Origin of the sequence: Actibacterium lipolyticum, from assembly GCF_900184935.1 — a bacterium.
GTDB classification, from domain to species: Bacteria; Pseudomonadota; Alphaproteobacteria; order Rhodobacterales; family Rhodobacteraceae; genus Actibacterium_A; species Actibacterium_A lipolyticum.
Genome location: NZ_FXYE01000005.1, coordinates 46,565 through 69,315 on the forward strand (window position 1 = coordinate 46,565; position 22,751 = coordinate 69,315).

Below are 22,751 nucleotides of genomic sequence, written 5' to 3' on the forward strand. Positions count from 1 at the left end.
GTGGATGACGAAGAGCATCTGCGCATTGTAGGTCGGCAGACTTTTGAATTGGCGGACATTCCGGTGACGTGTTTCGAAAGTGCGGCGGAGGCTCTCAAACATATCACGCCAGATTTTTCAGGTGTTTTGGTTACCGATATTCGGATGCCAGGTATCGATGGCGTGGCTTTGTTGCAAAAGACTTTGCAAATTGATCCGGAAATTCCTGTCGTTCTGGTGACCGGGCATGGTGATGTGGATTTGGCCGTCGAGTGCATTAAGAAAGGGGCCTATGACTTCATCGAAAAACCGTGGGAGCCAGAACGGTTGATTGCAACGGTTTTGCGCGCATATGAACGGCGAAGTCTGGTTCTTGAAAACCGGTCTCTTCGGACTGAGGTGAAGTCTCATCAAGGTTTGAAACGCGATCTATACGGACGAAGCGCGGCAATGGGCCACTTGCGCAAATCATTGCTGGCCATCGCAAAAACGGATGTAAATGTCCTTATTTCAGGAAGCACGGGAACCGGCAAAGAAGTCGCGGCACGTCTTTTGCACCGCAAAAGCAGCCGCCGAGATGGCCCGTTCGTGCATATCAATTGCGCAGCCTTGCCTGAGGCGTTGATCGAAAACGAGCTTTTTGGCCATGAGGCCGGTGCGTTCCCCGGCGCAATGCGGGCTCGGTTCGGCAAGCTAGAGCACGCACGGGGTGGGGTTTTGTGTCTTGATGAGATTGATTTGCTTCGTCCGACTTTGCAGGCCAAACTGCTCGACGTTTTGCACAACAAAACTGTTACTCGGTTAGGTTCTAACGATGCCGTCGCACTAGATTTTCGGGTGATTGCATTATCCAAATCAAACTTGGGCGACGCGGTTGAGGCAGGTAAATTTCGATCCGATCTTTTGTACCGTCTGAATGTGGCCTCGCTGTACATGCCCGACCTTGATGAGCGACGCGAAGACATTCCTGGTCTTTTCACCCTTTTTGCCTCTCAAACAGCCGAGCAGAATGGCTTGCCCGCTAAAACGGTCCCTGTCGACGTTTTAAACATGCTTGCCGGGAAATCTTGGCCCGGCAATGTACGCGAGCTGCGCAACGCAGCGGAACGATATGTCCTAGGGCTATCTGAAACAGAGGATGCTTCGCCTCGTTCTTCGCCTATCCTTGCGGATCAAGTCAGCGCGTATGAAAAATCCATCATTGCGGCGTCCATTGCTGCTAACGATGGGCAGATCACTGCGACTTGCGATTCGCTGGGGCTGTCGAGACGAACGCTTTATGATAAGATGCAAAAGCACGGGCTAAGCCGGGCCGACTTTGTCGAAGATACTTAATGCGCAGAATTCCACACATTGTGATGCGTCGCCTTCACGAAATCCGCACAGATAGAAAATAAGCCTTCACTAAACGCCTCGTTTATCAGCAAAGCAGCTTTTTGTTGCGACGGTTTCAGTTGAGCTTTTCTTCCGTGCCTGAGGAGAAGGCGCAGACTTAATGACGGTGGCCCCAACGGCCACCACCCGACTGGGAGGAAACCATGAAGAACATTTCAATCGCCGCGGTTGTCGCGGCTGCTATCGCTGTGCCTGCTTTTGCTGAAGACCGCGCAGGCTGGCCTGAGAGCTTTACCGTTGGCACTGCATCGCAGGGCGGCACCTATTTTGCCTATGGCTCAGGCTGGGCGAACCTTGTTGCTGATGAACTTGGCATCACCGGCGGCGGCGAAGTCACAGGCGGCCCAATGCAAAACATGGCGCTTGTTCACACAGGTGACGCACAGTTTGGCATGACCACTATGGGGCCAGCAGCTGAATCTCTGAACGGCACGAACCCGATCGCACCTGGTCTGCAAATGACCAACGCCTGTGCGATGTTCCCAATGTACCAAACGCCATTCGCGATCACGACGCTCAAGTCTTCTGGCATCGCATCCATCGCTGACATTCCTGCCGGCGCGAAAATCGGCTTTGGCCCAGCGGGCTCCACATCCGACACATATTTCCCACGCATGATCGAGACACTTGGCATCGAGTTTGAGCGCCGCAACGGTGGCTGGAACGATCTGGGTACACAGTTGCAAGACGGCCTTTTGGATGTGATCGCGTTTGCCGCAGGTGTTCCAACACCAGCTGTGAGCCAACTTGAAGTTCAGACAGAAGTGAACTTCATCACTTTCTCTGAAGAAGAGCAGGCGAAGATCCTTGAGTCTTTCCCAGTTGCGCCTTTCACGATCCCAGCTGACACATATGAAACCATGACAGAAGATGCTCAGTCGGTTTCCATGTGGAACTTTGCAATCGCGAATTGCGATCTACCAACAAGCTTCGTTGAGGCCGTTGTTGATGTTGTCATGTCTGACAATGAGCGCATGAAGGGCATTCACAAAGCAGCGCGTTCAACCCTGCCTGAAAACTGGGACAAGAACAATGTTCTGATGTGGCATCCTGGCGCGGCGAAATGGTTCACCGAAAACGCTGGCGCCGACATCCCTGCTGATAAGATCTTCAGCAACTAAGCGTTTCCTCCAGCGCAATGGGCATCTGCCGAACAACGGTTCGGCAGATGCCTCGTCCTTCGGCACCCCCGATCCACGGTAGGGTGCACTTTCCGACAGGGCACGGAGCTACCCTAAATCCAAGACATATGAGAGAGCCATGACAACCGCGCATGAGAACCAGTCCGATCAGGTAGTTGCCGAGGGCGTAGACGAAGAGCCGATAGAGTCAAATCGGCGCCTGTTTTCAGGTAAAATGCAAATCACAATCGCTCTGATTGCGACACTATACGCAGCCTTTCACATGATCGCGCTCAACGGCGTGTCAATATCCGGGTTAACCGGTGTTGAAATTCCTTTCTTGCCTGCGCTCCCGATTGAAACTTGGAATTTCCGGATCGTCCACATCGCCGGTGCGCTAGCGGTCGGTTTCTTGATGTTTTCGTCTCATACGTTCACCGAAACAGAGCGCCCCTCCAGCAGCAAGCTCCTGACTATGATTGCGGCGGTCTTGATCGTCCCTGTTCTGATCTCTGGCGCAACGGCCATTGGCTTTGCCAGCACCATCGCATCTGGCACACTGCCCGAAATGGGCGGGCTGACCACATGGGCATCTTTCCCAGGGACAGAGACCTTTGCCTCAGAAGTGTATTGGTTCGGCATCCCGCTCCTGATAGCCACATTTGGGGCCATGATCATCGGGTGGTTTGAACGCCGAGCGCAACACCAAGTGGCTGCTTCTGACATCATTCTTGCGCTGTCCGGCATTGTCGTGGCGATTTACCTCGTGTCGATCTACGGCACTGCTGCCCGCAACGCCGTTGGTACTCCTTTTGTCCCCATCGGCGTTGCATTCGCCGCGACAGCCGGGGCGGCAATGATCCTCGAACTCACGCGCCGCGTAGCGGGTTTGGCCCTCGTGGTCATCACGGGTATTTTCCTTGTTTACACATTCACCGCGCATTTGCTGCCCGGCATACTTGCGGTTCAAAACCCCTATAGCTGGCAGCGGTTCTTTGGCCATGTCTACTCAGACGCAGGTATCCTTGGGCCAACCACAGCGGTGTCCTCTACTTACATCATCCTGTTCATCATCTTTGCCGCATTTCTGCAGGCATCCAAAGTGGGCGACTATTTTGTCAACTTCGCTTTCGCAGCCGCAGGTCGCGCGCGCGGTGGCCCCGCAAAGGTGGCGATCTTCGCCTCTGGTTTGATGGGCATGATCAACGGAACTTCTGCGGGCAATGTTGTAGCGACCGGCTCGCTCACCATTCCGCTGATGAAACGCGTTGGCTACGACAAGAAGACCTCTGGTGCGATCGAGGCCGCAGCGTCGACAGGTGGCCAAATCATGCCGCCGATCATGGGCGCAGGCGCTTTCATCATGGCAGAGATCACGGGTATTCCATACCAAGACATCGCGATTGCTGCGATCATTCCAGCGATCCTCTACTTCGCATCTATCTACTTTATGGTGGATTTCGAAGCGGCCAAACTGGGCATGCGCGGCATGCGCGAGGATGAGCTGCCAAAGCTGAAAAAGATGCTGCGTCAGGTCTATCTGTTCGTTCCGATCATGATCCTCATTTGGGCGCTCTTTGCGGGCTACTCGGTCATCCGGGCAGGCACTTTGGCCACGGTTGCAGCCGTCGTTGTCAGCTGGACTTTGCCCGAACATTTTGCGCGCGGCGGCAAGTGGGGTCTGCAGCGGATATTGATGGTCGCCACAACGGTACTATCGGTGGTTTTGGCCGGCCTGTACTTTACAGCCCCTGTTGACGAAAATGGCCTTACCCAAACCTCGTTCGCTATGACTGTCCTGTCTACTGTCCTGGTTTTGGCGATTTTGACCACATTGGCTTGGGTCACCTTCCAAGAGATCACAGACGCAAACCAAGGGCTTGGCATGCGCGGCTTCCTGAAAGGATTTGAACTGGCCGGAGTAATGTCCATCCAGATCATCGCGGTCTGCGCCTGTGCTGGCATCATTGTTGGTGTGATTTCGTTGACTGGCGTTGGCGCACGTTTCTCTTCAGTGCTGCTTGATCTGGCGGCGGCATCGCAATTGCTGGCCCTGTTCTTTGCGATGTGCATCGCGATCTTGCTTGGCATGGGCATGCCGACAACAGCGGCCTACGCCGTAGCGGCTTCGGTTGTTGCACCGGGCCTGGTGCAGCTTGGCATTCCACCCCTCACGGCGCACTTCTTTGTGTTCTACTTCGCGGTTGTTTCGGCGATTACGCCTCCTGTTGCGCTGGCCAGCTATGCGGCGGCTGGCATCTCGGGAGCCAACCCAATGCAGACCTCAGTTGCTTCATTCAAAGTGGGCATCGCTGCTTTCATCGTGCCTTTCATGTTCTTCTACAACTCCGCCATCTTGATGGACGGGACGTTGTTCGAAGTAGTCCGAGCAGGCATCACAGCGGTGATCGGGGTATTCCTACTTTCAGCTGGCGTGCAGGGCTGGTTCATGGGCAGCCGATCTGTCTGGTACATGCGGGCAGCTTTGATCCTTGCGGCCCTCATGATGATCGAAGGCGGTTTGTTGTCAGACGCATTGGGCATCGGTATCGCAGTGGGGGTTTATCTTGTGCAAAAAACAGTGAAACCCTCTGGCGATGGCGCAATTCCGGTTCGCGGCGCTGACTAAAGAGGCGGGAAACTTTGGACTGGGGCGTTCGGCTAATGCCTGGACGCCCCAGCAAAACTAGGACCACTCCAGCACAGTTCCCATGCCGCGACAGTTGATGTCTGACGTCAGCACCGATGGGACAGTCTAGGGCGATTTGATAAGGGAGGGTTTCTGACAGATCGTAACCACTAAGGAGTGGAGCTGAGACAGAAACCCGGAACGCGTAAGAGCCACGACGAGAAAGTCGTCAAGGACATCCGCCGGGCCACGCGAAAGCAGTATTCCGCAGAAGAGAAGATCAGGATCGTGCTGGACTGTCTGAAAGGCGAAGACCGCATTGCAGAGCTGTGCTGCCGAAAGGGGATTTCCCAGAGCCTGCATTACAGCTGGTCCAAGGATTTCCTTGAGGCCGGGAAGAAGCGCTTGGCTGGTGACACAGCACGAGCGGCGACCCGCGACGGCGCGAATGGTCGGCTATGGGCCGATCTCGGGCTTTCATGGTGCGACTGCGGCCTTCCTGTTGCCGCGCAAATTGGCTTTCAAACCTACTCTGCAGCCGACAACATGGCTCGCTCCTGCTGCAAACGGCGGGCGGACACGCCGGGCTCTGCGCCCCAGACGGTGATCCAGCGGTAGAACACCGGCGTCAGAAAGAGGGTGAAGACGGTGGCAAAGCCCAGCCCTCCGACGATGACCCAACCGACCGCAATACGTGCCTCGGCACCGGCGCCCGATGACAGGACAAGCGGCAGCCCGCCAAAGACGGTGGACACCATCGTCATCATCACAGGCCGGATGCGCAGGCGCAGGGCGTCGCGAATGGCGCTGTCGATGTCTTGCCCTGCTTCACGCAACTGGTTGGCAAATTCGACAATCAGAATGCCGTTTTTCGCCATGACCCCGATCAACAGGACCAGCCCGATCTGGCTGTAATAGTTCAGCGATCCGCCCGTGATCGAAATGGCAAAGAGCGCGGCGGCAAGGCCGAAGGGCACAGTCAGCATGATGACGACAGCACTTGCGATGCTTTCAAATTGTGCGGCCAGCACAAGGAACACCACAATCGCGGCCACGCCAAACACCATATACATGCCCGCCTGGCTATCGCCCAGCGACGCAGCCTCGCCTGTGTAAACGATGCCCATGCCATCGGGCAGGCTCTCGGCGGCAAGCTCCTCTACGCGGGCCATGGCAGTGCCCAGATCAACACCGTCAGGAAGGTTAGCCTGAACCGAGACAGCCAAAGTGCCGCCCTGACGTTCGATAGAGGATTGGCTGACCACCGGGGTCAGTGTCGCCGTCGAGGAGAGGGGCACATATTCGCCGCTTGGCAGGCGGAGTTGGATGGCCTCAAGATCATTCGGGTCGTTGATGGGCGGTCCACCGGGCACAACGCGCACGTCGGTTTCGGTATCATCCAGAAAGACGCTGACCGCGACGGTGCCTTGGGTCAGCGCACTGATCGTTCTGGTGATCTCGGCTTCGCTCAGGCCGAAAACTCCTGCCATTTCCTGATCGACGGTAATCTCGAATTGCGCCTGCACGCTGTCGCCTGAGACCTGCGGGTTAGAGAATGCGGCGTCCTGGGCCATGACGGCCACAAGCGCGTCGGCGGCCTCTGTCATCTCGTCAACATTGGTGCCGCTGACAGCAAAGGTCAGCCCGTTCCCGCCACCACGAATGTTAAGGCTGTTCGGCGAAATCGCGAAGACCTGCACACCGGGCACGGTCGAGAGCATGCCGTTGATCGGCCCCATCAGCTCTTGCTGCGACCAGTCCCGATCTGCCCAATCAGGCAAACGTGCAACAACGAAGGCAGTGGTGCCGCCACCGATCCCGATGATGCTTTGAACCGATGTGATCTGACCGCTTTCCTGAAACGGCGCGAGGATCGCTTCGATCTGGGTGATTTGCGTATCCAGATACTCGGCCGTCGTGTCGGACGCGCCGCGGGCCTGAACCAGAAAGAACCCACGATCCTCTGTCGGCGTGATTGTTGATGTGAGCGTGCTTGCCGCACCCGCCGCAATGAGGGCAAAGCCGAACGCAATGGCCAGAACCATTAGGGGGGCGCGGATGGCGCGATCCGTCACCCAGTCAAACCCGCGCGACAGGCGGCTTGGCGCAGTTGGGGCGTGTTGCGATTTTTCGTTGTGCTTGCCGGGATCCAGAAGCGCCGCCAACACCGGACCCAGCGTCAGCGCCGCGATGGAGGACAGTGTGACAGCAAAGGCCAGCACAAAGCCGAATTCGCTGAACACGCCCCCCGCCTGACCGGGCAGGAACGAGATGGGGATGAACACGGCGGCAAGCGTCGCGGTGGTTGAAATGACGGCAAAGAAGACCTCGTTCGCGCCAGCGGCGGCGGCAGCAAATGCGCCCATGCCTTCTTTACGTTTGCGCACGATGTTTTCGACCACCACGATGGCGTCATCCACCACCATCCCTGTGGCCAGAACCAAGGCCAAGAGGCTGATTGTATTGATCGAAAACCCCGTCAGCCAAATCGCGGCGACAGTGCCGACCAGCGCGATCGGGATCGTGATTGCGGGGATCAGCGTTGCCCGCAAGGACCGCAGGAACGCGAAGATCACAAGGATCACAATCACCGTGGCCAAACCAATGGACTTGATGACCTCGGTCAAGGCCCCTTCGATGAAGATACCGTCATCGGTCGAGATGATGAGTTCGACGCCCTCAGGTAGCGCGTTGCGCAGCTCTTCAACGGCCTCCTGCACGGCGAGCGATATTTCCAGCGTGTTGCCTTCTGACTGGCGGGTGATATCAAGCCCGATGGCGGTTTGCCCGTTCACGCGGGTGGTGACTTGGGTGTCTTCGGGCAGAAGCTGAACCAGCGCCACATCCGAAATCCGCGTGTTCGAGCCGATGAGGATATTGCCGATGCTCTCTACGGTCACGCCGGCGTTTCCGACCTGCAGGGCAATGGTTTGCGCATCCGTTTCCAACTCGCCCAGAGGAGTATCGTCGCGCAGGTCCGCAAGGGCTGTCGTCACGTCGAACACAGTCAAGCCGCGGCTGAGCAAAAGACGGTCATCAAGGCTGACGCGGAACTCGTTTGAACGGTCCCCGCGGGTTGTGACCTCGGCAATGCCATCAATGAGGGACAGCCTGCTGTAGATCGGGCCTTCGGCGAGGGCGGTCAGTTCGTCCAGTGGCACATCCCCCAGCACCGCCAAACGAATGATCGCGCTTGCGTTGCTGTCAGATTTAGAAACGGTCGGATCATTCTCAAGATCACCGGGAAGCTGGCGCACGGTGGCCGACACAATCTCGCGGGCCTCGTTCGCGGCCACGTCGATATCTGTGCCGTCTGACAGGTCAATTGTGATGCTGCTTGTACCTGTGGAGGAACTGGACTCGATGTAGGACAGACCTTCGAGCGCGCTTAGCGCATCTTCCAACACTTGGGTGATTTCCTGATCGACCGTTGCGGGCGTCGCGCCGTCGTATTGGGTGCGGATCGAGAGCACCGGCTGGTCCACATCGGGCATCTCGCGCACATCAACAGAAGTGAGCGCGGCGAGACCGGCAATCAGAATCAAGAGGTTGACGACAAAGCCGAAGATGGGCCGTGCGACGAAGAGATCGGCCAAGCCAGAGGCCGCGCGCTGGATGGTGGGCGTGCTCATGTCGGTTCCCGATCAGTCAGTTGGGGTGCGGCATTCGCATCGGTGATTTGGGAGCCGCCCCGCAGCTTGTGCGCACCTTCGGTGATAATCATGGTGCCAGCAGGCAGGTCGACATCCAGCCAGACATTTTCGTCGCGGCGATGCAGGATCGTGACTGGGATGCTCTGCGCCTTGCCGTCTTGCTCGAACCAGATACTCGCCCCGTCGCGCGACCATGTGATGGCCGTTGTCGGCACCACCAGCAAAGGGTCGCTCAAATCACTGAGCCGCGCGGTGAACGTCATTCCCGGCCAGAGGATTTCATCAGGGTTCTCGACCCGCGCCTTGACCGTAACGCTGCGGGTGACATCGTCGATCCGGCTGTCAAACGACGCAATCTCGCCGTGGAGATTGCGACCCGTCAGGGAAGGGGTTTCGAGGGTGACTTCGCGCCCGATCGCGAGGAAGCCGACAGAGCGTTCGGGGAGTTCGAATTCCACCAGCAAGGCGCTGGCATTGTCGATCGTAACGATCGGGGTATTGGCGGTGAGGAAATCGCCGACGTTCACGTCGCTCAACCCGATTTTGCCGGAAATCGGTGCGCGGATCGTGAGGTCTTCGAGGGCAAGCTCGGCCTGTGCGACATTGGCTTGAGCAAGGCGCTGCGCCAGCCGCGCCTCGGAGAGTGTTACATCCGTAACCGTCAGGTTCCCCGATTGCTGCAGGCGTTCGTAGCGGGCCACGGTTGCGTCGGCCTGTTCCAGCTCACTCTGGGCGGTTTCAAGGGACAGCGTGGCGGCGCGGGCATCAAGCTGAACCAACACATCCCCCTGCGAGACCCGCGCGTTCGGGGTCAGGTTAAGCTCGATAATTCGGCCGGACACATCCGAGGTCACTGTCGCGCTGCTGACGGCCTGCGAATTGCCGATGGCGCGGAAGGTGTCTTCGAACGGCTGCATGTCCAATGGTGTCAACACGACGGTCGTCGCGCCGCCGCCCGGTCTGCCACCCGGCCCACCCGGGCCCTGCGTGACAGGGGCTTGCCCGTCAGCGCCCGTTGGCGCCCCACCGGGCAGCCCAAACGACCAGACGTAGGCGCCCGCAATGATGCCGATTGACGCGATGACATAGAGTAGCTTTTTCATGTTTGAGCCTTTCGTCGAGCCTCTGGCACGGTGGTGGCGCGCGCCCCTAGACGGACGTGCGGTGGGTGATACGCAGCACGGGGTCTGCTCCGTCGTTATTTCTTTGACGAGTGGGGCAATGTGGCTATTCGCCAGTTGACGAGAGTAGCCGTGAGGCGTCCATCAACCCCTCCCAGACACGATCGAGAGCTTGGCTAAGGGTGATGCCGTCTTCATGTTCCCAAAGGAAAATCGCTCCGCCGATTGCATTGGTTGCGCTATGGGCAAGCGCGGCGGCGGTTTGGCGGTTGCCTATGCGGCTGCAAAAAACCTCTGTCAGGTCTTCGCGTTGCGCAGAGAGAAACCCATCAAGGATGCCACGCGCCTTCTCGTTGCATCTTAGGATCTTCCCCACCATCCGCAGGATGGCTTCATCCTTCGCCAGCGTTTCGATGTGCCGACCCAGAAGCCGCTTAATGTCCGCGGCCAGGGGCGCTGTCCCAGTGCGCAGCGCCTCTTTGTCACTTTCGCTGAACTCTGGCGGATGCCCGATCGCGGCGGCCTCCTTGTTTGGGTAGTAGTTAAAGAAGGTCCGCGTGCTGACGCCCGATGCTGCGGCGATCTCATCTGTTGTGAGGCTTTCAAGGCCGTTCTGCATGGCCAGCTCCAAAGTTGCCCTCTGGATTAGAAGCGCCGTTTCTTGGCGCCTTCTTTCTCGTAACGGAAGTGTCATTTCAAAAACCTTGCACAGTCTGCAAGTTTTGCATAGCGAGCAGGAAAGGCGCATTCAAGTCAAGGATTGGAGAGAAAATGAAACATTTGGGAAAGATCGCCCTGTTGGTCGCCGTGATCGGGGCCGGGGGCGCGGCGCTGATGATTTTCGGGGCACGTTTGGGGCTTTGGGAGCCGATAACAGGCTTTGGGCTTTATCGTTCCTATTTCAATCCGCTGGCGATGATTGTCGCGGGTCTGGGGCTTTTTGCGCTGGTTCTCCATCTTATCCGTAAGGAAAAGGCGGCAGCCGTGTTGGGCGGCCTTGCGGCCCTCGTTGGCGTCGCCCTGCTCGTGCCGATGATCTCTTCAACGCTCAACCCGCCGGTTCGGGCGGCGCCGATCAACGACATCACAACCGACACAGCCAACCCGCCGGCCTTTCTGGTTCTGGATGACACGCGGCCAGGCGCGCGCACCTCGCTCGTCTATGCGGGTGCAAAGGTTGCCGAGGCCCAAGCTGCCGCCTATCCCGATATCGCACCACTTGAAACCGAACTTAACGCAGCTGCCGCCTATGCGCGCGCCTTGGCTGTGGCCAATGCGATGGGCTGGGAGATCATCGCAGAGGATGCTGAAAACCACCGGTTCGAGGCGACCGCCCGCACATCCGTATTTTACTTCGCGGATGATGTCGTGGTTGTCGTGACCGAACAGGACAGTGGCAGCCGCGTTGATATGCGCAGCGTGTCCCGCGTTGGTCGCAGCGATCAAGGCGTCAACGCCGCCCGCATCCGTGCGTTCCAGCAGCAATTCTGACACTTGGAAAGGAAAGTCCCGTGAAAACTGTAACCCTCCTTTGCACGACCCTGTGCTTGACGTTTCCGCTGGCCGCATTCGCCGAGGCGCCAACGATCCAGACCCAAGGGGCCATCATCTACCTCGCTGACAACCTTGACGAAGACGCGATGCTTGGCTGGTGTATTGATACCGAAGGCCGTGGGCTGAGCGACCAGCTCCACGCGCATTCCTGCAAACCTACGGGCGATGACGTGCTTTTCGATTATGCGGCCGACAAGGGCAGGATCAGCTCCGCGACGTATGACGGCCTTTGCATGGCCTATAACGCCGCCGAGAGCGTCGAAAGTCCCTTTGGCTTGATCGCTTGCGACGAGACGGATGAAGCCCAGCGTTTTGTCTACGACGAAGCCAGCATGGAAATCCGTCTGGGCATGGATGCGACGCAATGTGTGACGGTCTCGACCGCCATTGACGACGCCGGGCCGTTCCAGTCCCGCGATCTGATCCTCGCGGCCTGCGATAGTCTGGAGCCAAGCTTCAAACAGTGGGTCATTCAGGACTAACCCGATCAGGTTCCGGCTGGAGCCTTGCCGATTCCATGGCATGGCTCCAGTTATTCAGCCCCACAGTACTGATTTGCCGTGCCGATGGATCGATCCGCCGTTCAACCCGATTGCGAACAGTTTCATCGGCCGCAAGAGTCTGGCTTTGCTCCTGTGGTGTTGGCTTCAGGCACACGACATGTGAGATGGTAGGAGGGCGCTTGCTTCAGAACATCCAAGGCGGATCGCTGACCGGAACTTCAACCTTCGGAAATTAAGCATGCACGGCGAATGACAGCTTTGAAGGGCGGCAATGCAGCAACCTTTGGATGGGTTGAACGGCAGCTTTGGGCCGAACTGGCCTCGGTCTCCCCTGCATCACAGCCTTAAAACATGTCAGTTCTCACACAGCGGCAGCCGAAGCGGTTACTGCCCTATAAGCCGCATGGTCAAAGACGCACCACCGCCTTGTATCTCGAACAGGCGGTCTATGTTCGGATGCGCGCCGGGTCGGTTCCGCGCGTCCTCGGTATGTTCCGCAAAAACTGCTAGTCCGTGTGTCGCAGCTTCGGCATTCAGAACCCCATACGTCGCGAACAGATATTGGTAGACCGCCAGGGACCCCTGCTTGCCCGGTTGGTTCTCAATGGACGCGACCACATCGCCTGCGGCATCGACCATCTCCAATCTCTCGATCCCGTCAATGGATGGCAGGTTCTGAAGGTTTTCCTTGAACGAGGAAACGGGCTGAATCATCGGGCTGTCCTTTCAATTGCCATTCCGCACCGCCCATACCAAACCAAGGACCGCCACGCCAAGGTCGCAAATGCGCCGCATCAAAATTGGATCAGCACATCGGCACCTTCAATTCTGCAGCTGCAACGAATGTCAGGTTCGGGGAAACCGAGCCGCAGCGATGACCAACCCGGCGAACAGCACCTGTGGGCCGACATCGGCGGCGGCAAGTGCTGAAACACGCTTTTGTCGATCTGAAGCGCCACCCCGCCAAGGGATGTGACCTCCGGGCTGATCACAAGTCTGTGCGGCAATGGGCGCCAATCCCCTCTGACCCAAAATTTGCGCTAAACTCAGGTGCAACGACAAGCTCTGACGAAGGGAGGCCTGCTAATGTCTCGAATTCCGATACCCCGCCGAACGTTCATGGCAACGGGGACTGCAGCACTGATGACCACCGGGACAGGCCTGATGTCGCCCGTCCGTGCGCAGGGCCTCGCTCCGACGACAACGATGCGCGGCGGGGCGAACAACTACCGGCCCGGCGCGCCCATCGTGGACCGGATCGGTGGCGGCGGTTTCATGATGTCTGGCACCGTCCGCCGCGCGGGCGACGGCGCACCGCTGGCCGGTATTCGCATCCAGATCTGGGCCCACACCACTGAAGGCCGCGAGAGAGACACGCGAAGCCACGGTGCGACCCTGACGAACGCTGACGGCGTGTTCCAACTCGAGATGCCGCAGATCGTGCCGACCTTCGGGCAACCACATGGACACCTTGCCTACGACAGCGGTGACTTCCAGACCGTCTTTCTGCGCCCGGTCATGGCAAATTCCCGTGACACCAGCCTGTCCGCGCATTTCGTGCTGCAACCGGCCTGACCTTGGCCGTCCTTCGCGCGATTCTGATCTGGTCTGCGATTGTGGGCGTCATCGGCGCATCCCTGGTCGTTGCTGCAGGGAGCGAGTACCTCGCGTATCGCTCCCCCGCCTACGTGGCGGCAGGATTTGCCGGTGTGACCGCGCTGGCCCTCTTGCTGGTGCAGCCTCTGCTGGCCGCCAGACTGCTGCCCGGGATACCGATGCAGGCTGGGCGACGGATCCATCGCTGGACCGGCGTTGCGCTGGTGCTCGCCATTGCCGTGCATGTCGTCGGTCTGTGGATCACGAGCCCGCCCGACATGGTCGATGCATTGACCTTCACCGCACCAACCGCGTTCTCCGCCTTTGGCGTCGTGGCGATGTGGGCACTGATCGCAGCTGCGCTCCTCGCCGGCATCAGGCAAAAGCTCCGTCTTCGACCGCAGGTCTGGCGACTTGGACACACCATGGCAGCCTCCATTGTCGTCGTCGGGAGCGTGGCACACGCGATCCTGATTGAAGGCACGATGGGGACAGAATCGAAGACCTTGATGTGTGCGGCGGCAATTGGAGCCTGGGCGCTGGCGGTCGGGCGACTCAAGCCCTGGACCGGGGTGCGGAGAGGCTGGCGAAGACAGTCGCGGCAATGACCGATCCGTTCGGCCAGCAGCCGTTAACGACTGGGTCTTTCTGCGGCACTCACAAATGGCAGCCTGCGTGATGAGCTCCTGAACGAGGAGATGTTCGACAGCTTGGAGGATGCCCGCAGAAGCGCGCCGGACGCTTGAGCAATTTGAGGGCTCCGCGCCCGGCGCGCTTGCCCAAACCAACGACGACGAATATGAAAACCAGACCCGCAGACTCTCGTTATGAATGAGGGAGCCTCGGGGGCCGGTCACTGTCACAAAACCCAAAGGACAATTTCACTTTCTGCGAGCCCGGAGGCACAGGCTGAGGAATTCCGAGGCCGTCAGAACCAGGGTTCACTTTCATTGCATTTAGAACCTCAAGATCGGCAAATCTTACCGGTGATTAACTGATACTTGCTTGGAATGGGCGTCTGGAGCACCGCCTACAACACCCCTCTTTACGTCGCTGTCAGGGAATAGCTGGTGCTGCGTCCCCCAGCCTCATCTTTCTCAAGTGCCCCCAAATCGATCAGATCGAGGATGTCGCGATATGCCGTGTCCTGGGAACACTTCTCGATCTTCGCATATTTCGACGTCGTGAGTTTTCCTTCGAACCCATCCAGAAGGCGATTGAGCATGTCCCGCTGGCGGTCGTTGATGTTCGCCGTTCCGTATTTCTCTCAGAACCGCGCTTTCCGGAACACAGCCTCAAGAATGATCTCTGCACCACAAAATGCACGGTCCAGGCAATTCAGGAACCAAACGAGCCAAGCCCCTCCATTCGCCCCAAGAGCTTGCCTTGATGGTGGCGAACCGCGGCAAGTTGTGAAGGCAGCTTGGCCTCGTCCCAGATAAACTGCGGCCAATCAGGGATTTCGTGGATGAAGGTCATATTTTACGCAGCCTTTGCGGAGATTATGCCGCGCAATCTCCACATGCCCTACTTGGAACTTGAAAATCAGTAATATTGGCGCTATATACCGTCACAATGGCCGAAGGATAGTAAAACATGCACCTTGCAAACTTCGCTGAAGGCGGACAGTTCGAACCACGAAAGATCGCGGCGGTGTTGCGGACATCGGCAGAGGAAATCGCCTTGACGGTCGGACTCGGCAAGGACGCCCTGCAACGGCGGGCGCGTATCGGATCTGACAAGACGCAGCGCCGTTTGCGCGAACTGGTCGAGGTGCTGAACAAGGTCGAACCCCGCTTTGGATCGGAACTGATGGCTTATGCGTGGTACCGATCAGAGCCCCTGCCCGGCTTTGATGGTAGGACCGCCATGCAGCTCGTCCAGGAAGGAAAAGCGCAGCAGGTTCTGGAGTACATCGACGCGGTCGACGCGGGCGTCTTCGCCTGATGCCTCTGAAAGATAGGCGCTACACGGGGCCACTCTATCGCGCCCTGAACCCCGTGTATGCGCGAGAACCTCTCTCCGGACGAGGCGCAGAACTCTATGGAGGGCGCTTCAATGCCAAGGGGACCCCTGCCCTCTACACGGCGCTAGATCCCAAGACTGCGCTCCGCGAAGCCAATCAGGTCGGCAGCCTGCAACCCACGATCCTGATGTCCTACACCGCCGATCTTGGCCCGATTTTTGATACACGCGATCAGGACGCGCTGGCGCGATACGGCATGACAGCGGACATGCTTGCCGATCCTGCATGGCGCATGATGATGCTCGACGGCCAATCGGTGCCGACGCAGGATCTTGCACGCGCTCTCATAGCGGATACGTTTGTAGGGCTTCTGATCCGGAGTTTTGCGAAGGGCGCATCGGCATCGGACTTCAACATCGTATTGTGGGCTTGGACAGGCGACGGCTACTCGTTGGAAGTCGTGGATGATGAAGAGCGGCCGTCACGAATGTGAGCTGTCAGGCCAAGCTCTTGATTGGCGACAGGCGCAGCACCTCGATTCGTGCGGCAGCGAAGACGTTCAGCAGATAGTTCCCGAAGGTTTTGATTATCAGCTCATGTTTGCGACGAAGATGCTCGGTCTGAGCGGACTAGGTCTGTTCCAGAGGTTGTGAAATCTGGTTCACTGCGTTGCCCAAGGCGTTACCTCAGCCCGGCGTCCTCTAACCCTTCGGGGTCGGGCAAGTCGCGCAGGCTTTGCAGGTCGAAGGCCACCAGAAACTGTGCGGTCGTGACATAGGTATAGGGCGCGCCCGCGCGGGGGCTGCGGGGCCCTGTTGTGATCAGATCACGCTGGCGAAGGCGGGAGATCAGGTCGCGGCTGACCTCGTTTCCGAAGATGTCTTTTAGGCCCTCGCGCGTCAGCGGTTGGTGATATGCAATGGCCGATAGCACCGCGATTTCGAAATCGTTCAGGTCCAGCAACTGATCGCTGACATCCGCGGCTGAGCGTATGGAATCGGCGAACTGAGGACGCGTGCGGAACATCCACCCCCCCGCGACGGCGACCAGCTCATAGGGGCGAAGCTGAAGTTCGGATTGGATATCTTCGATCAGCAGATCGACAGACACGCCCTGCCCGACAACCCGCGCCAGGTCTTCGTTGGCAACGGGGGTTGCGCTGGCAAAGATCACCGCTTCGACGCGGGCCATCCATTCGCGCCAACGCAATTCGGGCGCGAAATCCGACAGTTCGGTATCAAGCGTTGGTTTCGCCCCTGTCATATCGTCCTTTCGTCGGCGTGTGTCTGTCTGCGCCATGCCTAAACCCCGTAAAGCCGAAAGGTCGGGCGGCCGGTCAGCTCTTTGACCGCGCCCAGATCTACCAATCGGTCACACAGGCGGCGGGCGGCGCGGTCGCTCATCAAATTGCTAAGGGCGATGGATGGCGATACCGCATCGGTGCGCAGGAACAATGCCACCGCATCGTCGGCCCCTTTTGCACGCAGCTTTGGCGCGATCGTGCGGATTTTGGCCATACGGCGGGTAAGGTCAGACGCCATCCCAAGGATCCCGCCACTGCCCGCGATAACGGCCGTATGCGCCGCGAACAGCGCGTCACCTTGGCCGTTTGCAATATCGCGCACGTTGCGCCGGGTCAGATGTGCCGCGAAGATCGGCACAGCAAAGGGCCACCCCACCCCGCGCGCCAAACAGATGTCTGCCAGCATCAGGGCGGCGGCCTCTTCACGGGGGAACTGAGTTAACACGTTGGACAACACGTCAGCGGCATGGGCAACGGGATGCGCGTGCCCTGCCCGCATCAAATCACTTACCGACAGCTGATCACGCATCTGTTCGGGAAGACTGCGCTGAAACCCATCGACCCAGACAGAGATACCAAGGTTCAACCGTGCCACGTGACGCCAGCCCGCGAACATATCCCCAGCGGGGCCAAGCGCGTCGCCCGGCCGGCTAAGGCACACCGCATCGCGAATGTCGGATTCGGTTTCGTTGCGCCCTTCAAGCTTTAGACACGCAAGCGCCGCCTTCATGGCCAGCCGATCGCGCAACAGTGCGGCGGGCAAATTGCCCCCGCCGTCGCGCAGAACGATGTCTACCATGGCCAGCGCCGCGCCGGATGCGAACGCCACATCTTCGATTGTGCCCTGCGGCCCGGCAGTGATCCAGCGCGGCAAAGCGTGCAGATTAAGCGTGTCATTCACGGATGGTTTGGCGGCAATCTTCATGGTCAAAGCCTATTCGACAACGGCGCTTAGTTCCATCCGTTATCGCAATAACCGCCGTGTTCGGGCCGATGCTAAGATGTCCAATAGGTCGAAAAATACCCTTGGGTCCGTTCAATCTTTACCGTGTCGCGGAAATGAGATTTTGCACGGCGCACCTGATCGCGTTCTGCGGCAAACCAAACGAAATGGCTTTGCTCTGTTTCGGGCAGGCCAGCGGCACATATCTGATCCAAGATCGTGTCGCCCGATCCGCGCTGGACCCATGTGACGGTCACGCCCTCTGGGGCTGCGATTGGGCATTTGTCGCGCATATCGCCCAGTTCGATGAACACCGCGCCACGGCGCGCGGGGTCTGAATGTTCCAATATCCGGCGCATCGCAGGCAGCGCGGTTTCATCGCCCGCCATCAACAAAAAATCGCCCGTTGGAAAGGTTCCGCCGCCGGGGCCGACAACGGCGACAACGTCGCCTTTTGTGGTGTGACGGGCCCATTCGGTTGTCCGCCCGCCGTCGTGTTCGAACACATCAAAGCTGAACGTCCCGGCCTTTACGTCCAAATCCACGAACGTATAAGGCGCGCGGTGAAGCTGATCTTCGCCCTCGGCCCAGATGGTGCGCCCTTCGTCATTGATATGCGGCCAGACCGGCGCGCGCCCTTCGGGTGGCAACAACAGCGAAAAATGCATGCCGCCCGTCAACAGCGCGCCGACGTTTTCGCAGGCCATGGTAACGCGCAGGAAATTGGGGCTGATCCGGCGCACAGACGCCACGCTGACCAGATGAAAGTTCGGCGGCGCGATATTGCGCGAGATTTCACCGCTCCAATCCAGTTGATCCACGGCGTCGGGAAAGAGGTAGTTCAGCATTTGCAAAAACCCTTCGCGGGTTTGATGCAGATGGATGGTGCTTGAAGACAGGATCGTGACCGCAAAGCCGGTTTCAGCCAGGCTCATCTCTACGCTGGCTTCGGGCATATGGGCGCGAAACCCTTCGGCCGTGGGATGAACGGGGAAACCGATGTCGCGCAGATGTTCGTTGAAATGCACCTGAAAGTCCGCGGGAAGCGCCCCGTCGAACTGCGCGTTGGCTTGCTGTGTATAGGTCACGGTATGATTCCTTTTGTCCCAAAGCCGTCGGGGGGCGTGCAATTTCAGTGACTAAAGCGGCAAAACCATCGGCGCGCCGGTTGTTGGGTCGGGCATGACTTGCGCCCTAAGGCCAAAGGCCAGATCCAAGTTTTCGGGGTTAAGAACCGTTTCCGGGCTGCCGGTCGCCACGATCCCGGCATCACCCATCAACACCAGATGGTCGGAAAACCGCGCGGCAAGGTTCAGATCATGCAGAACGCTGATCACGGTTGTGCCAGCGTCGCGGTTGCGTTGACGCAACAGGCTAAGCACATCAATCTGGTGAACCAGATCAAGATAAGTGGTTGGTTCGTCCAGCAACAACAGCGGCGTTTGTTGCGCAAGGGCCAGCGCGATCCACGCGCGTTGGCGTTGCCCGCCAGACAGCTCATCCAACTGCCGGTCGGCCATATCGCCCAACCCGACAGCATCCAGCGCTTGGGTGCAGGCTTGGGCATCCTCTGCCCGCCATGGCGACAGGAAACCGCGCCAAGGGGTGCGGCCGCGTTTGACCAGATCGCCAACAAGGATGCCTTCGGGGGCAAGCGGTGCTTGTGGCAATATCGCAAGGTCCTGTGCCAAGGCGCGGGTTGGGCAGGCGTGAATGTTGCGCCCATTCAGCGTCACGCGGCCCTGTTGGGGTTTGATAAGCCGCGCCAAGGCACGCAGCAGCGTGGATTTTCCGCACCCGTTCGGCCCCAAAATAGCGGTTACTTTTTGCGGCGGCAGGTCAAGATCAAGGGCCGTGACAACCTTCCGGTCGCGATAGCCAAGTGTCAGCCCCTCGGCTTTGAGGTTCATAGCTCGCCTCTTTCCATTTCGCGTGACAAACGCCACAAAAGATAGGGTGCGCCCAGAATTCCGGTCATCACGCCAACAGGCAGTTGAACCCCCGAAATCGCGGCGCGCGCGCACAGGTCGGCCGCGACGATGATCAACGCACCGGCAGCGGCGGCCGACATCAATCGCCCGGCCAACGTTGTCGCCCCGGTCAGGCGTATCCCGAACGGGCCAGCCATCAGCGCGACAAACGGAACCGGCCCCGCCACCGCAACGCCGGTTGCCGCCAACAGAACGGCAGTGACCGACAGGCCCCAACGCGCGCGTTCAACCCTTACGCCCAGCCCTGCGGCCAGATCTGCGCCCAGTTCCATCGCCGACAGAAAGCGGCTCTGTCCCAGCGCAAACAGTGTCAAAACCAGCCCAATCCCCCAGACTTGTGACACATGCGTCCAGTCCCGCGCGGCAAGCGAACCGGTTAGCCAACGCTGCGCTTCGGCGGCTTCGCTGTATGTCAGGCGGGTCATCAAAAAGGTGGAAAGCGCCGAGGCCGCAAACCCCACGCCCAGCCCGATCAGGATCAGCGTCAGCGGCGGCGTCACATGTTGGCGCTGATAGGCCAGCGCCGCGACCAGCCCACCGGCCAGCAAACCACCAACCGCCGCCACGATAGGCATCGGGGCGCTCACCCCGAACGCGATGGCCATCACCACGGCAAGCCCCGCCCCTGCGGTGAACCCCATGATGTCGGGCGCGGCCAGTGGGTTGCGGAACAGGGTCTGGAAAATGGCCCCCGAAAGGCCTAGCACCGCCCCCGCCCCCACAGCCGTGAAAACCCGTGGCCCACGGATCACGCCCAGCATCAGCGCGCCCGGCCCTTCGCCGGTAACAAGCCCCTGCCACATCATCGCCGGGCTGATCTGCACTTGGCCCATCAGCAGGCCAAACAGAACCGCCAGCACCAAAAGCACGGCAATGATCACGCCGCCCTTCATGTCTGTGCTCCGGGGCGCAGTTGGCGGGCGATCCAGATAAAGGCAGGCCCACCCAAAAGGGCGATCATCACGCCAACGCGGACCTCGCCCGGGGCAAGGATCAGCCGCCCAGCGGTGTCGGCAAACAGCACGATCATCGCGCCAAGGCCCGCTGCGGCGAACAGTTCACCGCGCAACCGATGGCCCGAAACCAGCCGGGCAAGCGGTGGCACCATCAGGCCCAGAAACGCAATCGGGCCCGCCACCGCAACAGCGCCCCCCGTCGTTAAGGTAACGACAATCAGCGCTGCGCCCTGAACCCGCGCGGGCCGCGCGCCCAGCCCGCGTGCCATTGCGGTGCCAAGCGAAAGCGCCTCTAGCTGGGGTGCGATAAGCCACGCGACCGCACCGCCCAGCCCGACAACCACCGCCATTTCCGCAAGGGGGCGCATGGCTGCGGGTGTCAGGGAACCTGCAACCCAGAACCGAAGCACCTCTAAGGAATCTTGGCGGATCAGCACCATCGCGGTGACCAGCGACAACAGCAGCGCGTTCAACGCAGCGCCCGCAAGCGTCAGGCGCACAGGCCCCGCATCGCCGCGCAACCCGCCCCCAAGGGCAAACACCGCGACCGAGGCAACGGCCGCCCCCGGAAACGCCATCATCGCGATCGACGCTTGATCGACCCGGCCCAACACCGTTGTCCCGATGATCAGCGCAAAGGCCGCCCCTGCGTTCACGCCCAACAACCCCGGATCAGCCAGCGGATTACGCGTCAGCGATTGCATCACCGTTCCCGCGATCCCCAGCGCGCTGCCCGCGATCAGCGCGGCGATGACACGCGGAACCCGAATAGACCACAGCGTGACATGCGCCGGGTCATATGGGTCAAACGCGCTTAGCGCCTGCCAATAGTCCGACGGGACCAGCACCCTGTACCCGACCATCAGCGACAGCAGGATCGACGCAATCAGCCCTATAACCACGACCGCGCCCTTCATGGCACGATCCCGGCCTTGGCCGATGACGCGACAACGGTTTCAGGCCGCCCATCCATTGCCGCCACGATGTCACCTTCAAGCTGTTCCAGCGCGAAAGGCAGGGACAAGACGCTGCCAAACGACAAGGCGCCGGAAATCAGCTGGCCTGCGAACACCTCGCGCCCGGCGCGGTGGGCGGCCAGCGTGCGCCGCATGGGCAGGTTCGCAATGTCGGTTGCATCATCCATCGCCGAAATCCAGATCAGCAGATCGGCATCCAGCGGCGAAAGATCTTCGGGCGACAGGGTGGTGTAAAATCCATCTTTTGCGGCGATATAGTCAAGCTTTTTGGTGGGAACGAAGCCCAGCTCTGACAAGAAGCGCGCGCGGGTGTCTTCGCGCATAAAGGCACCGGTTTCGCCGGTATTGTGCCACGCCGCCGCGGCGGTTTTATTCTGCCATTCGGGGTGGCGGGCTTTGGCGGCGGCAAATTTGGCTTTGACGCCTGCCACCAAATCCTCGGCCAGATCAGACTTGCCCAAGGCGCGGCCAATCCGGCGGGTGTCTTCGTGCCAAGGGCTGCCATAGGTCGAATAGTTTTCGCCCTGCATCAAAACCGGAGCAATCTTGGACAGCAGCGCATATTCGGCCTTGGAAATGCCCGATCCGTTGGCAATGATCAGATCAGGCGCAAGGCCCGACACGGTGTCCATCGACACTTCGCCAATCATAAGCTTAGGCTCTGCCCCACCCAGATAGGATTGCGCCCAAGGCCAGACCCCGAAGGGATAGTTGCCAAACCAATAACGAATGCCAACCGGCACAACGCCAAGGGCCAGAATGGTGTCTTGGGTATTATACCCCACCGAAACGACGCGCCGGGCGGGTTCCGCCAGAACGGTTTCGCCATAGGCATGGGTAAAACGCAGCTGGGATGGGGCCGCAATGACATGGGGCGCAAACAGGGTTGCACAGGCACCGCCCAGAAACCCACGTCTGGACGCGCGCCCCGCTTGCGGGGCCTGAATACCGGTCGCTCTTTTCATCTTACCCCGTCCCGTCACCCAATCAACACACGTCAAAAAGCAGGAGCTGGGCCCTTACATGGCCCGATCGAACAAAAAAGTTACGCCGTTTTCACAGCG

The 22,751-nt window shown here is 59.3% G+C and carries 21 protein-coding genes and 2 pseudogenes; 11 read left to right on the forward strand and 12 right to left on the reverse strand.

Annotation, left to right across the window (positions count from 1 at the left end):
• The 4 genes and pseudogenes from COL8621_RS18420 to COL8621_RS18435 form a co-directional block, all read left to right on the forward strand.
• Positions 1 to 1,314 (forward strand): sigma-54-dependent transcriptional regulator, encoded by a 1,314-nt coding sequence (locus COL8621_RS18420; RefSeq protein ID WP_306345732.1) that lies wholly within the window; start codon positions 1 to 3, stop codon positions 1,312 to 1,314.
• 203 nt (positions 1,315 to 1,517) lie between these two features.
• Positions 1,518 to 2,495: a TAXI family TRAP transporter solute-binding subunit gene (locus COL8621_RS18425; RefSeq protein WP_093968898.1), complete on the forward strand. Its 978-nt coding sequence runs from the start codon at positions 1,518 to 1,520 to the stop codon at positions 2,493 to 2,495.
• Positions 2,496 to 2,634: 139 nt separating this feature from the next.
• Complete coding sequence (locus COL8621_RS18430; protein ID WP_093968899.1) at positions 2,635 to 5,124, forward strand: TRAP transporter permease; 2,490 nt, start codon at positions 2,635 to 2,637, stop codon at positions 5,122 to 5,124.
• Between the two features lie 183 nt (positions 5,125 to 5,307).
• Positions 5,308 to 5,565 (forward strand): annotated as a pseudogene (locus tag COL8621_RS18435) (transposase); the annotation flags it as partial.
• 86 nt (positions 5,566 to 5,651) lie between these two features.
• Here COL8621_RS18435 and COL8621_RS18440 read toward each other — a convergent pair.
• The 3 genes from COL8621_RS18440 to COL8621_RS18450 all read right to left on the reverse strand — a co-directional run bounded on the left by COL8621_RS18440 (position 5,652) and on the right by COL8621_RS18450 (position 10,646).
• Positions 5,652 to 8,756, reverse strand: a complete 3,105-nt coding sequence (locus COL8621_RS18440) for an efflux RND transporter permease subunit (protein WP_093968900.1) — start codon at positions 8,754 to 8,756, stop codon at positions 5,652 to 5,654.
• Positions 8,753 to 9,880 (reverse strand): efflux RND transporter periplasmic adaptor subunit, encoded by a 1,128-nt coding sequence (locus tag COL8621_RS18445; protein ID WP_093968901.1) that lies wholly within the window; start codon positions 9,878 to 9,880, stop codon positions 8,753 to 8,755. Before COL8621_RS18445 ends, COL8621_RS18440 begins: the two co-directional genes overlap by 4 nt.
• A gap of 124 nt (positions 9,881 to 10,004) precedes the next feature.
• Positions 10,005 to 10,646 (reverse strand): TetR/AcrR family transcriptional regulator, encoded by a 642-nt coding sequence (locus COL8621_RS18450; protein ID WP_093968902.1) that lies wholly within the window; start codon positions 10,644 to 10,646, stop codon positions 10,005 to 10,007.
• Positions 10,647 to 10,669: 23 nt separating this feature from the next.
• Between COL8621_RS18450 and COL8621_RS18455 the strand changes: the two genes are divergently transcribed.
• Together COL8621_RS18455 and COL8621_RS18460 are read left to right on the forward strand one after the other, a co-directional pair.
• Positions 10,670 to 11,389 carry a DUF1499 domain-containing protein gene (locus COL8621_RS18455; RefSeq protein WP_093968903.1) on the forward strand — a complete coding sequence of 240 codons (720 nt, stop codon included), beginning with the start codon at positions 10,670 to 10,672 and terminating at the stop codon, positions 11,387 to 11,389.
• Positions 11,390 to 11,409: 20 nt separating this feature from the next.
• A complete protein-coding gene (locus tag COL8621_RS18460) occupies positions 11,410 to 11,934 on the forward strand; it encodes a ricin-type beta-trefoil lectin domain protein (protein ID WP_141137922.1) in 525 nt (174 codons plus the stop codon).
• A 405-nt stretch (positions 11,935 to 12,339) separates the two neighbouring features.
• On the opposite strand, the gene COL8621_RS18465 is transcribed toward COL8621_RS18460, so the two are convergent.
• Entirely contained in the window at positions 12,340 to 12,669 is a 330-nt protein-coding gene (locus tag COL8621_RS18465) for a DUF2322 family protein (protein WP_093968905.1), read from the reverse strand.
• A gap of 429 nt (positions 12,670 to 13,098) precedes the next feature.
• On the opposite strand from COL8621_RS18465, the gene COL8621_RS18475 reads away from it, so the two are divergent.
• The 3 genes and pseudogenes from COL8621_RS18475 to COL8621_RS19050 form a co-directional block, all read left to right on the forward strand.
• Positions 13,099 to 13,530 carry a twin-arginine translocation pathway signal gene (locus tag COL8621_RS18475; RefSeq protein WP_370804715.1) on the forward strand — a complete coding sequence of 144 codons (432 nt, stop codon included), beginning with the start codon at positions 13,099 to 13,101 and terminating at the stop codon, positions 13,528 to 13,530.
• 2 nt (positions 13,531 to 13,532) lie between these two features.
• Complete coding sequence (locus tag COL8621_RS18480) at positions 13,533 to 14,159, forward strand: ferric reductase-like transmembrane domain-containing protein (RefSeq protein WP_093968908.1); 627 nt, start codon at positions 13,533 to 13,535, stop codon at positions 14,157 to 14,159.
• Between the two features lie 54 nt (positions 14,160 to 14,213).
• Positions 14,214 to 14,382 (forward strand): annotated as a pseudogene (locus COL8621_RS19050) (IS3 family transposase); the annotation flags it as partial.
• A 507-nt stretch (positions 14,383 to 14,889) separates the two neighbouring features.
• Here the strand turns inward: COL8621_RS19050 and COL8621_RS19455 are convergent.
• A complete protein-coding gene (locus tag COL8621_RS19455; RefSeq protein ID WP_093968909.1) occupies positions 14,890 to 15,030 on the reverse strand; it encodes a DUF4172 domain-containing protein in 141 nt (46 codons plus the stop codon).
• Positions 15,031 to 15,147: 117 nt separating this feature from the next.
• On the opposite strand from COL8621_RS19455, the gene COL8621_RS18495 reads away from it, so the two are divergent.
• Both COL8621_RS18495 and COL8621_RS18500 read left to right on the forward strand, forming a co-directional pair.
• On the forward strand, positions 15,148 to 15,498 hold the full coding sequence (locus COL8621_RS18495) for an MbcA/ParS/Xre antitoxin family protein (RefSeq protein ID WP_093968910.1): 351 nt from the start codon (positions 15,148 to 15,150) through the stop codon (positions 15,496 to 15,498).
• Positions 15,498 to 16,010 carry an RES family NAD+ phosphorylase gene (locus tag COL8621_RS18500; RefSeq protein WP_093968911.1) on the forward strand — a complete coding sequence of 171 codons (513 nt, stop codon included), beginning with the start codon at positions 15,498 to 15,500 and terminating at the stop codon, positions 16,008 to 16,010. The genes COL8621_RS18495 and COL8621_RS18500 overlap by 1 nt, the downstream gene beginning before the upstream one ends.
• 188 nt (positions 16,011 to 16,198) lie before the next feature.
• On the opposite strand, the gene scpB is transcribed toward COL8621_RS18500, so the two are convergent.
• From scpB to COL8621_RS18540, 7 genes are all read right to left on the reverse strand, one after another.
• A complete protein-coding gene (scpB, locus tag COL8621_RS18510; RefSeq protein WP_235823949.1) occupies positions 16,199 to 16,816 on the reverse strand; it encodes an SMC-Scp complex subunit ScpB in 618 nt (205 codons plus the stop codon).
• A gap of 2 nt (positions 16,817 to 16,818) precedes the next feature.
• The gene (locus tag COL8621_RS18515) at positions 16,819 to 17,745 is read right to left on the reverse strand and encodes a DUF1403 family protein (RefSeq protein ID WP_093968913.1); all 927 of its coding nucleotides are present in this window, start codon (positions 17,743 to 17,745) and stop codon (positions 16,819 to 16,821) included.
• 71 nt (positions 17,746 to 17,816) lie between these two features.
• On the reverse strand, positions 17,817 to 18,851 hold the full coding sequence (locus COL8621_RS18520; protein ID WP_093968914.1) for a siderophore-interacting protein: 1,035 nt from the start codon (positions 18,849 to 18,851) through the stop codon (positions 17,817 to 17,819).
• A 51-nt stretch (positions 18,852 to 18,902) separates the two neighbouring features.
• Complete coding sequence (locus COL8621_RS18525) at positions 18,903 to 19,673, reverse strand: ABC transporter ATP-binding protein (protein ID WP_093968915.1); 771 nt, start codon at positions 19,671 to 19,673, stop codon at positions 18,903 to 18,905.
• Positions 19,670 to 20,647 carry a FecCD family ABC transporter permease gene (locus COL8621_RS18530; RefSeq protein WP_093968916.1) on the reverse strand — a complete coding sequence of 326 codons (978 nt, stop codon included), beginning with the start codon at positions 20,645 to 20,647 and terminating at the stop codon, positions 19,670 to 19,672. The genes COL8621_RS18525 and COL8621_RS18530 overlap by 4 nt, the downstream gene beginning before the upstream one ends.
• Positions 20,644 to 21,627, reverse strand: coding sequence for a FecCD family ABC transporter permease (locus COL8621_RS18535; RefSeq protein ID WP_093968917.1), 984 nt, complete (start codon positions 21,625 to 21,627; stop codon positions 20,644 to 20,646). The genes COL8621_RS18530 and COL8621_RS18535 overlap by 4 nt, the downstream gene beginning before the upstream one ends.
• A complete protein-coding gene (locus COL8621_RS18540) occupies positions 21,624 to 22,652 on the reverse strand; it encodes an ABC transporter substrate-binding protein (protein WP_093968918.1) in 1,029 nt (342 codons plus the stop codon). Before COL8621_RS18540 ends, COL8621_RS18535 begins: the two co-directional genes overlap by 4 nt.
• Positions 22,653 to 22,751 lie beyond the last annotated feature (99 nt).

What these genes read in the sequence shown, in the direction of transcription:
- COL8621_RS18430 (WP_093968899.1), top strand. Translation starts at nt 2,635, where the DNA reads ATGACAACCGCGCATGAGAACCAGTCCGATCAGGTAGTTGCCGAGGGC.
- COL8621_RS18525 (WP_093968915.1), bottom strand. Translation starts at nt 19,673, where the DNA reads ATGAACCTCAAAGCCGAGGGGCTGACACTTGGCTATCGCGACCGGAAG.
- scpB (WP_235823949.1), bottom strand. Translation starts at nt 16,816, where the DNA reads ATGGCGCAGACAGACACACGCCGACGAAAGGACGATATGACAGGGGCG.
- COL8621_RS18450 (WP_093968902.1), bottom strand. Translation starts at nt 10,646, where the DNA reads ATGCGCCTTTCCTGCTCGCTATGCAAAACTTGCAGACTGTGCAAGGTT.
- COL8621_RS18535 (WP_093968917.1), bottom strand. Translation starts at nt 21,627, where the DNA reads ATGAAGGGCGCGGTCGTGGTTATAGGGCTGATTGCGTCGATCCTGCTG.
- COL8621_RS18495 (WP_093968910.1), top strand. Translation starts at nt 15,148, where the DNA reads ATGCACCTTGCAAACTTCGCTGAAGGCGGACAGTTCGAACCACGAAAG.
- COL8621_RS18425 (WP_093968898.1), top strand. Translation starts at nt 1,518, where the DNA reads ATGAAGAACATTTCAATCGCCGCGGTTGTCGCGGCTGCTATCGCTGTG.
- COL8621_RS18455 (WP_093968903.1), top strand. Translation starts at nt 10,670, where the DNA reads ATGAAACATTTGGGAAAGATCGCCCTGTTGGTCGCCGTGATCGGGGCC.
- COL8621_RS18475 (WP_370804715.1), top strand. Translation starts at nt 13,099, where the DNA reads ATGACCACCGGGACAGGCCTGATGTCGCCCGTCCGTGCGCAGGGCCTC.
- COL8621_RS18465 (WP_093968905.1), bottom strand. Translation starts at nt 12,669, where the DNA reads ATGATTCAGCCCGTTTCCTCGTTCAAGGAAAACCTTCAGAACCTGCCA.
- COL8621_RS18445 (WP_093968901.1), bottom strand. Translation starts at nt 9,880, where the DNA reads ATGAAAAAGCTACTCTATGTCATCGCGTCAATCGGCATCATTGCGGGC.
- COL8621_RS19455 (WP_093968909.1), bottom strand. Translation starts at nt 15,030, where the DNA reads ATGACCTTCATCCACGAAATCCCTGATTGGCCGCAGTTTATCTGGGAC.
- COL8621_RS18530 (WP_093968916.1), bottom strand. Translation starts at nt 20,647, where the DNA reads ATGAAGGGCGGCGTGATCATTGCCGTGCTTTTGGTGCTGGCGGTTCTG.
- COL8621_RS18500 (WP_093968911.1), top strand. Translation starts at nt 15,498, where the DNA reads ATGCCTCTGAAAGATAGGCGCTACACGGGGCCACTCTATCGCGCCCTG.
- COL8621_RS18515 (WP_093968913.1), bottom strand. Translation starts at nt 17,745, where the DNA reads ATGAAGATTGCCGCCAAACCATCCGTGAATGACACGCTTAATCTGCAC.
- COL8621_RS18440 (WP_093968900.1), bottom strand. Translation starts at nt 8,756, where the DNA reads ATGAGCACGCCCACCATCCAGCGCGCGGCCTCTGGCTTGGCCGATCTC.
- COL8621_RS18540 (WP_093968918.1), bottom strand. Translation starts at nt 22,652, where the DNA reads ATGAAAAGAGCGACCGGTATTCAGGCCCCGCAAGCGGGGCGCGCGTCC.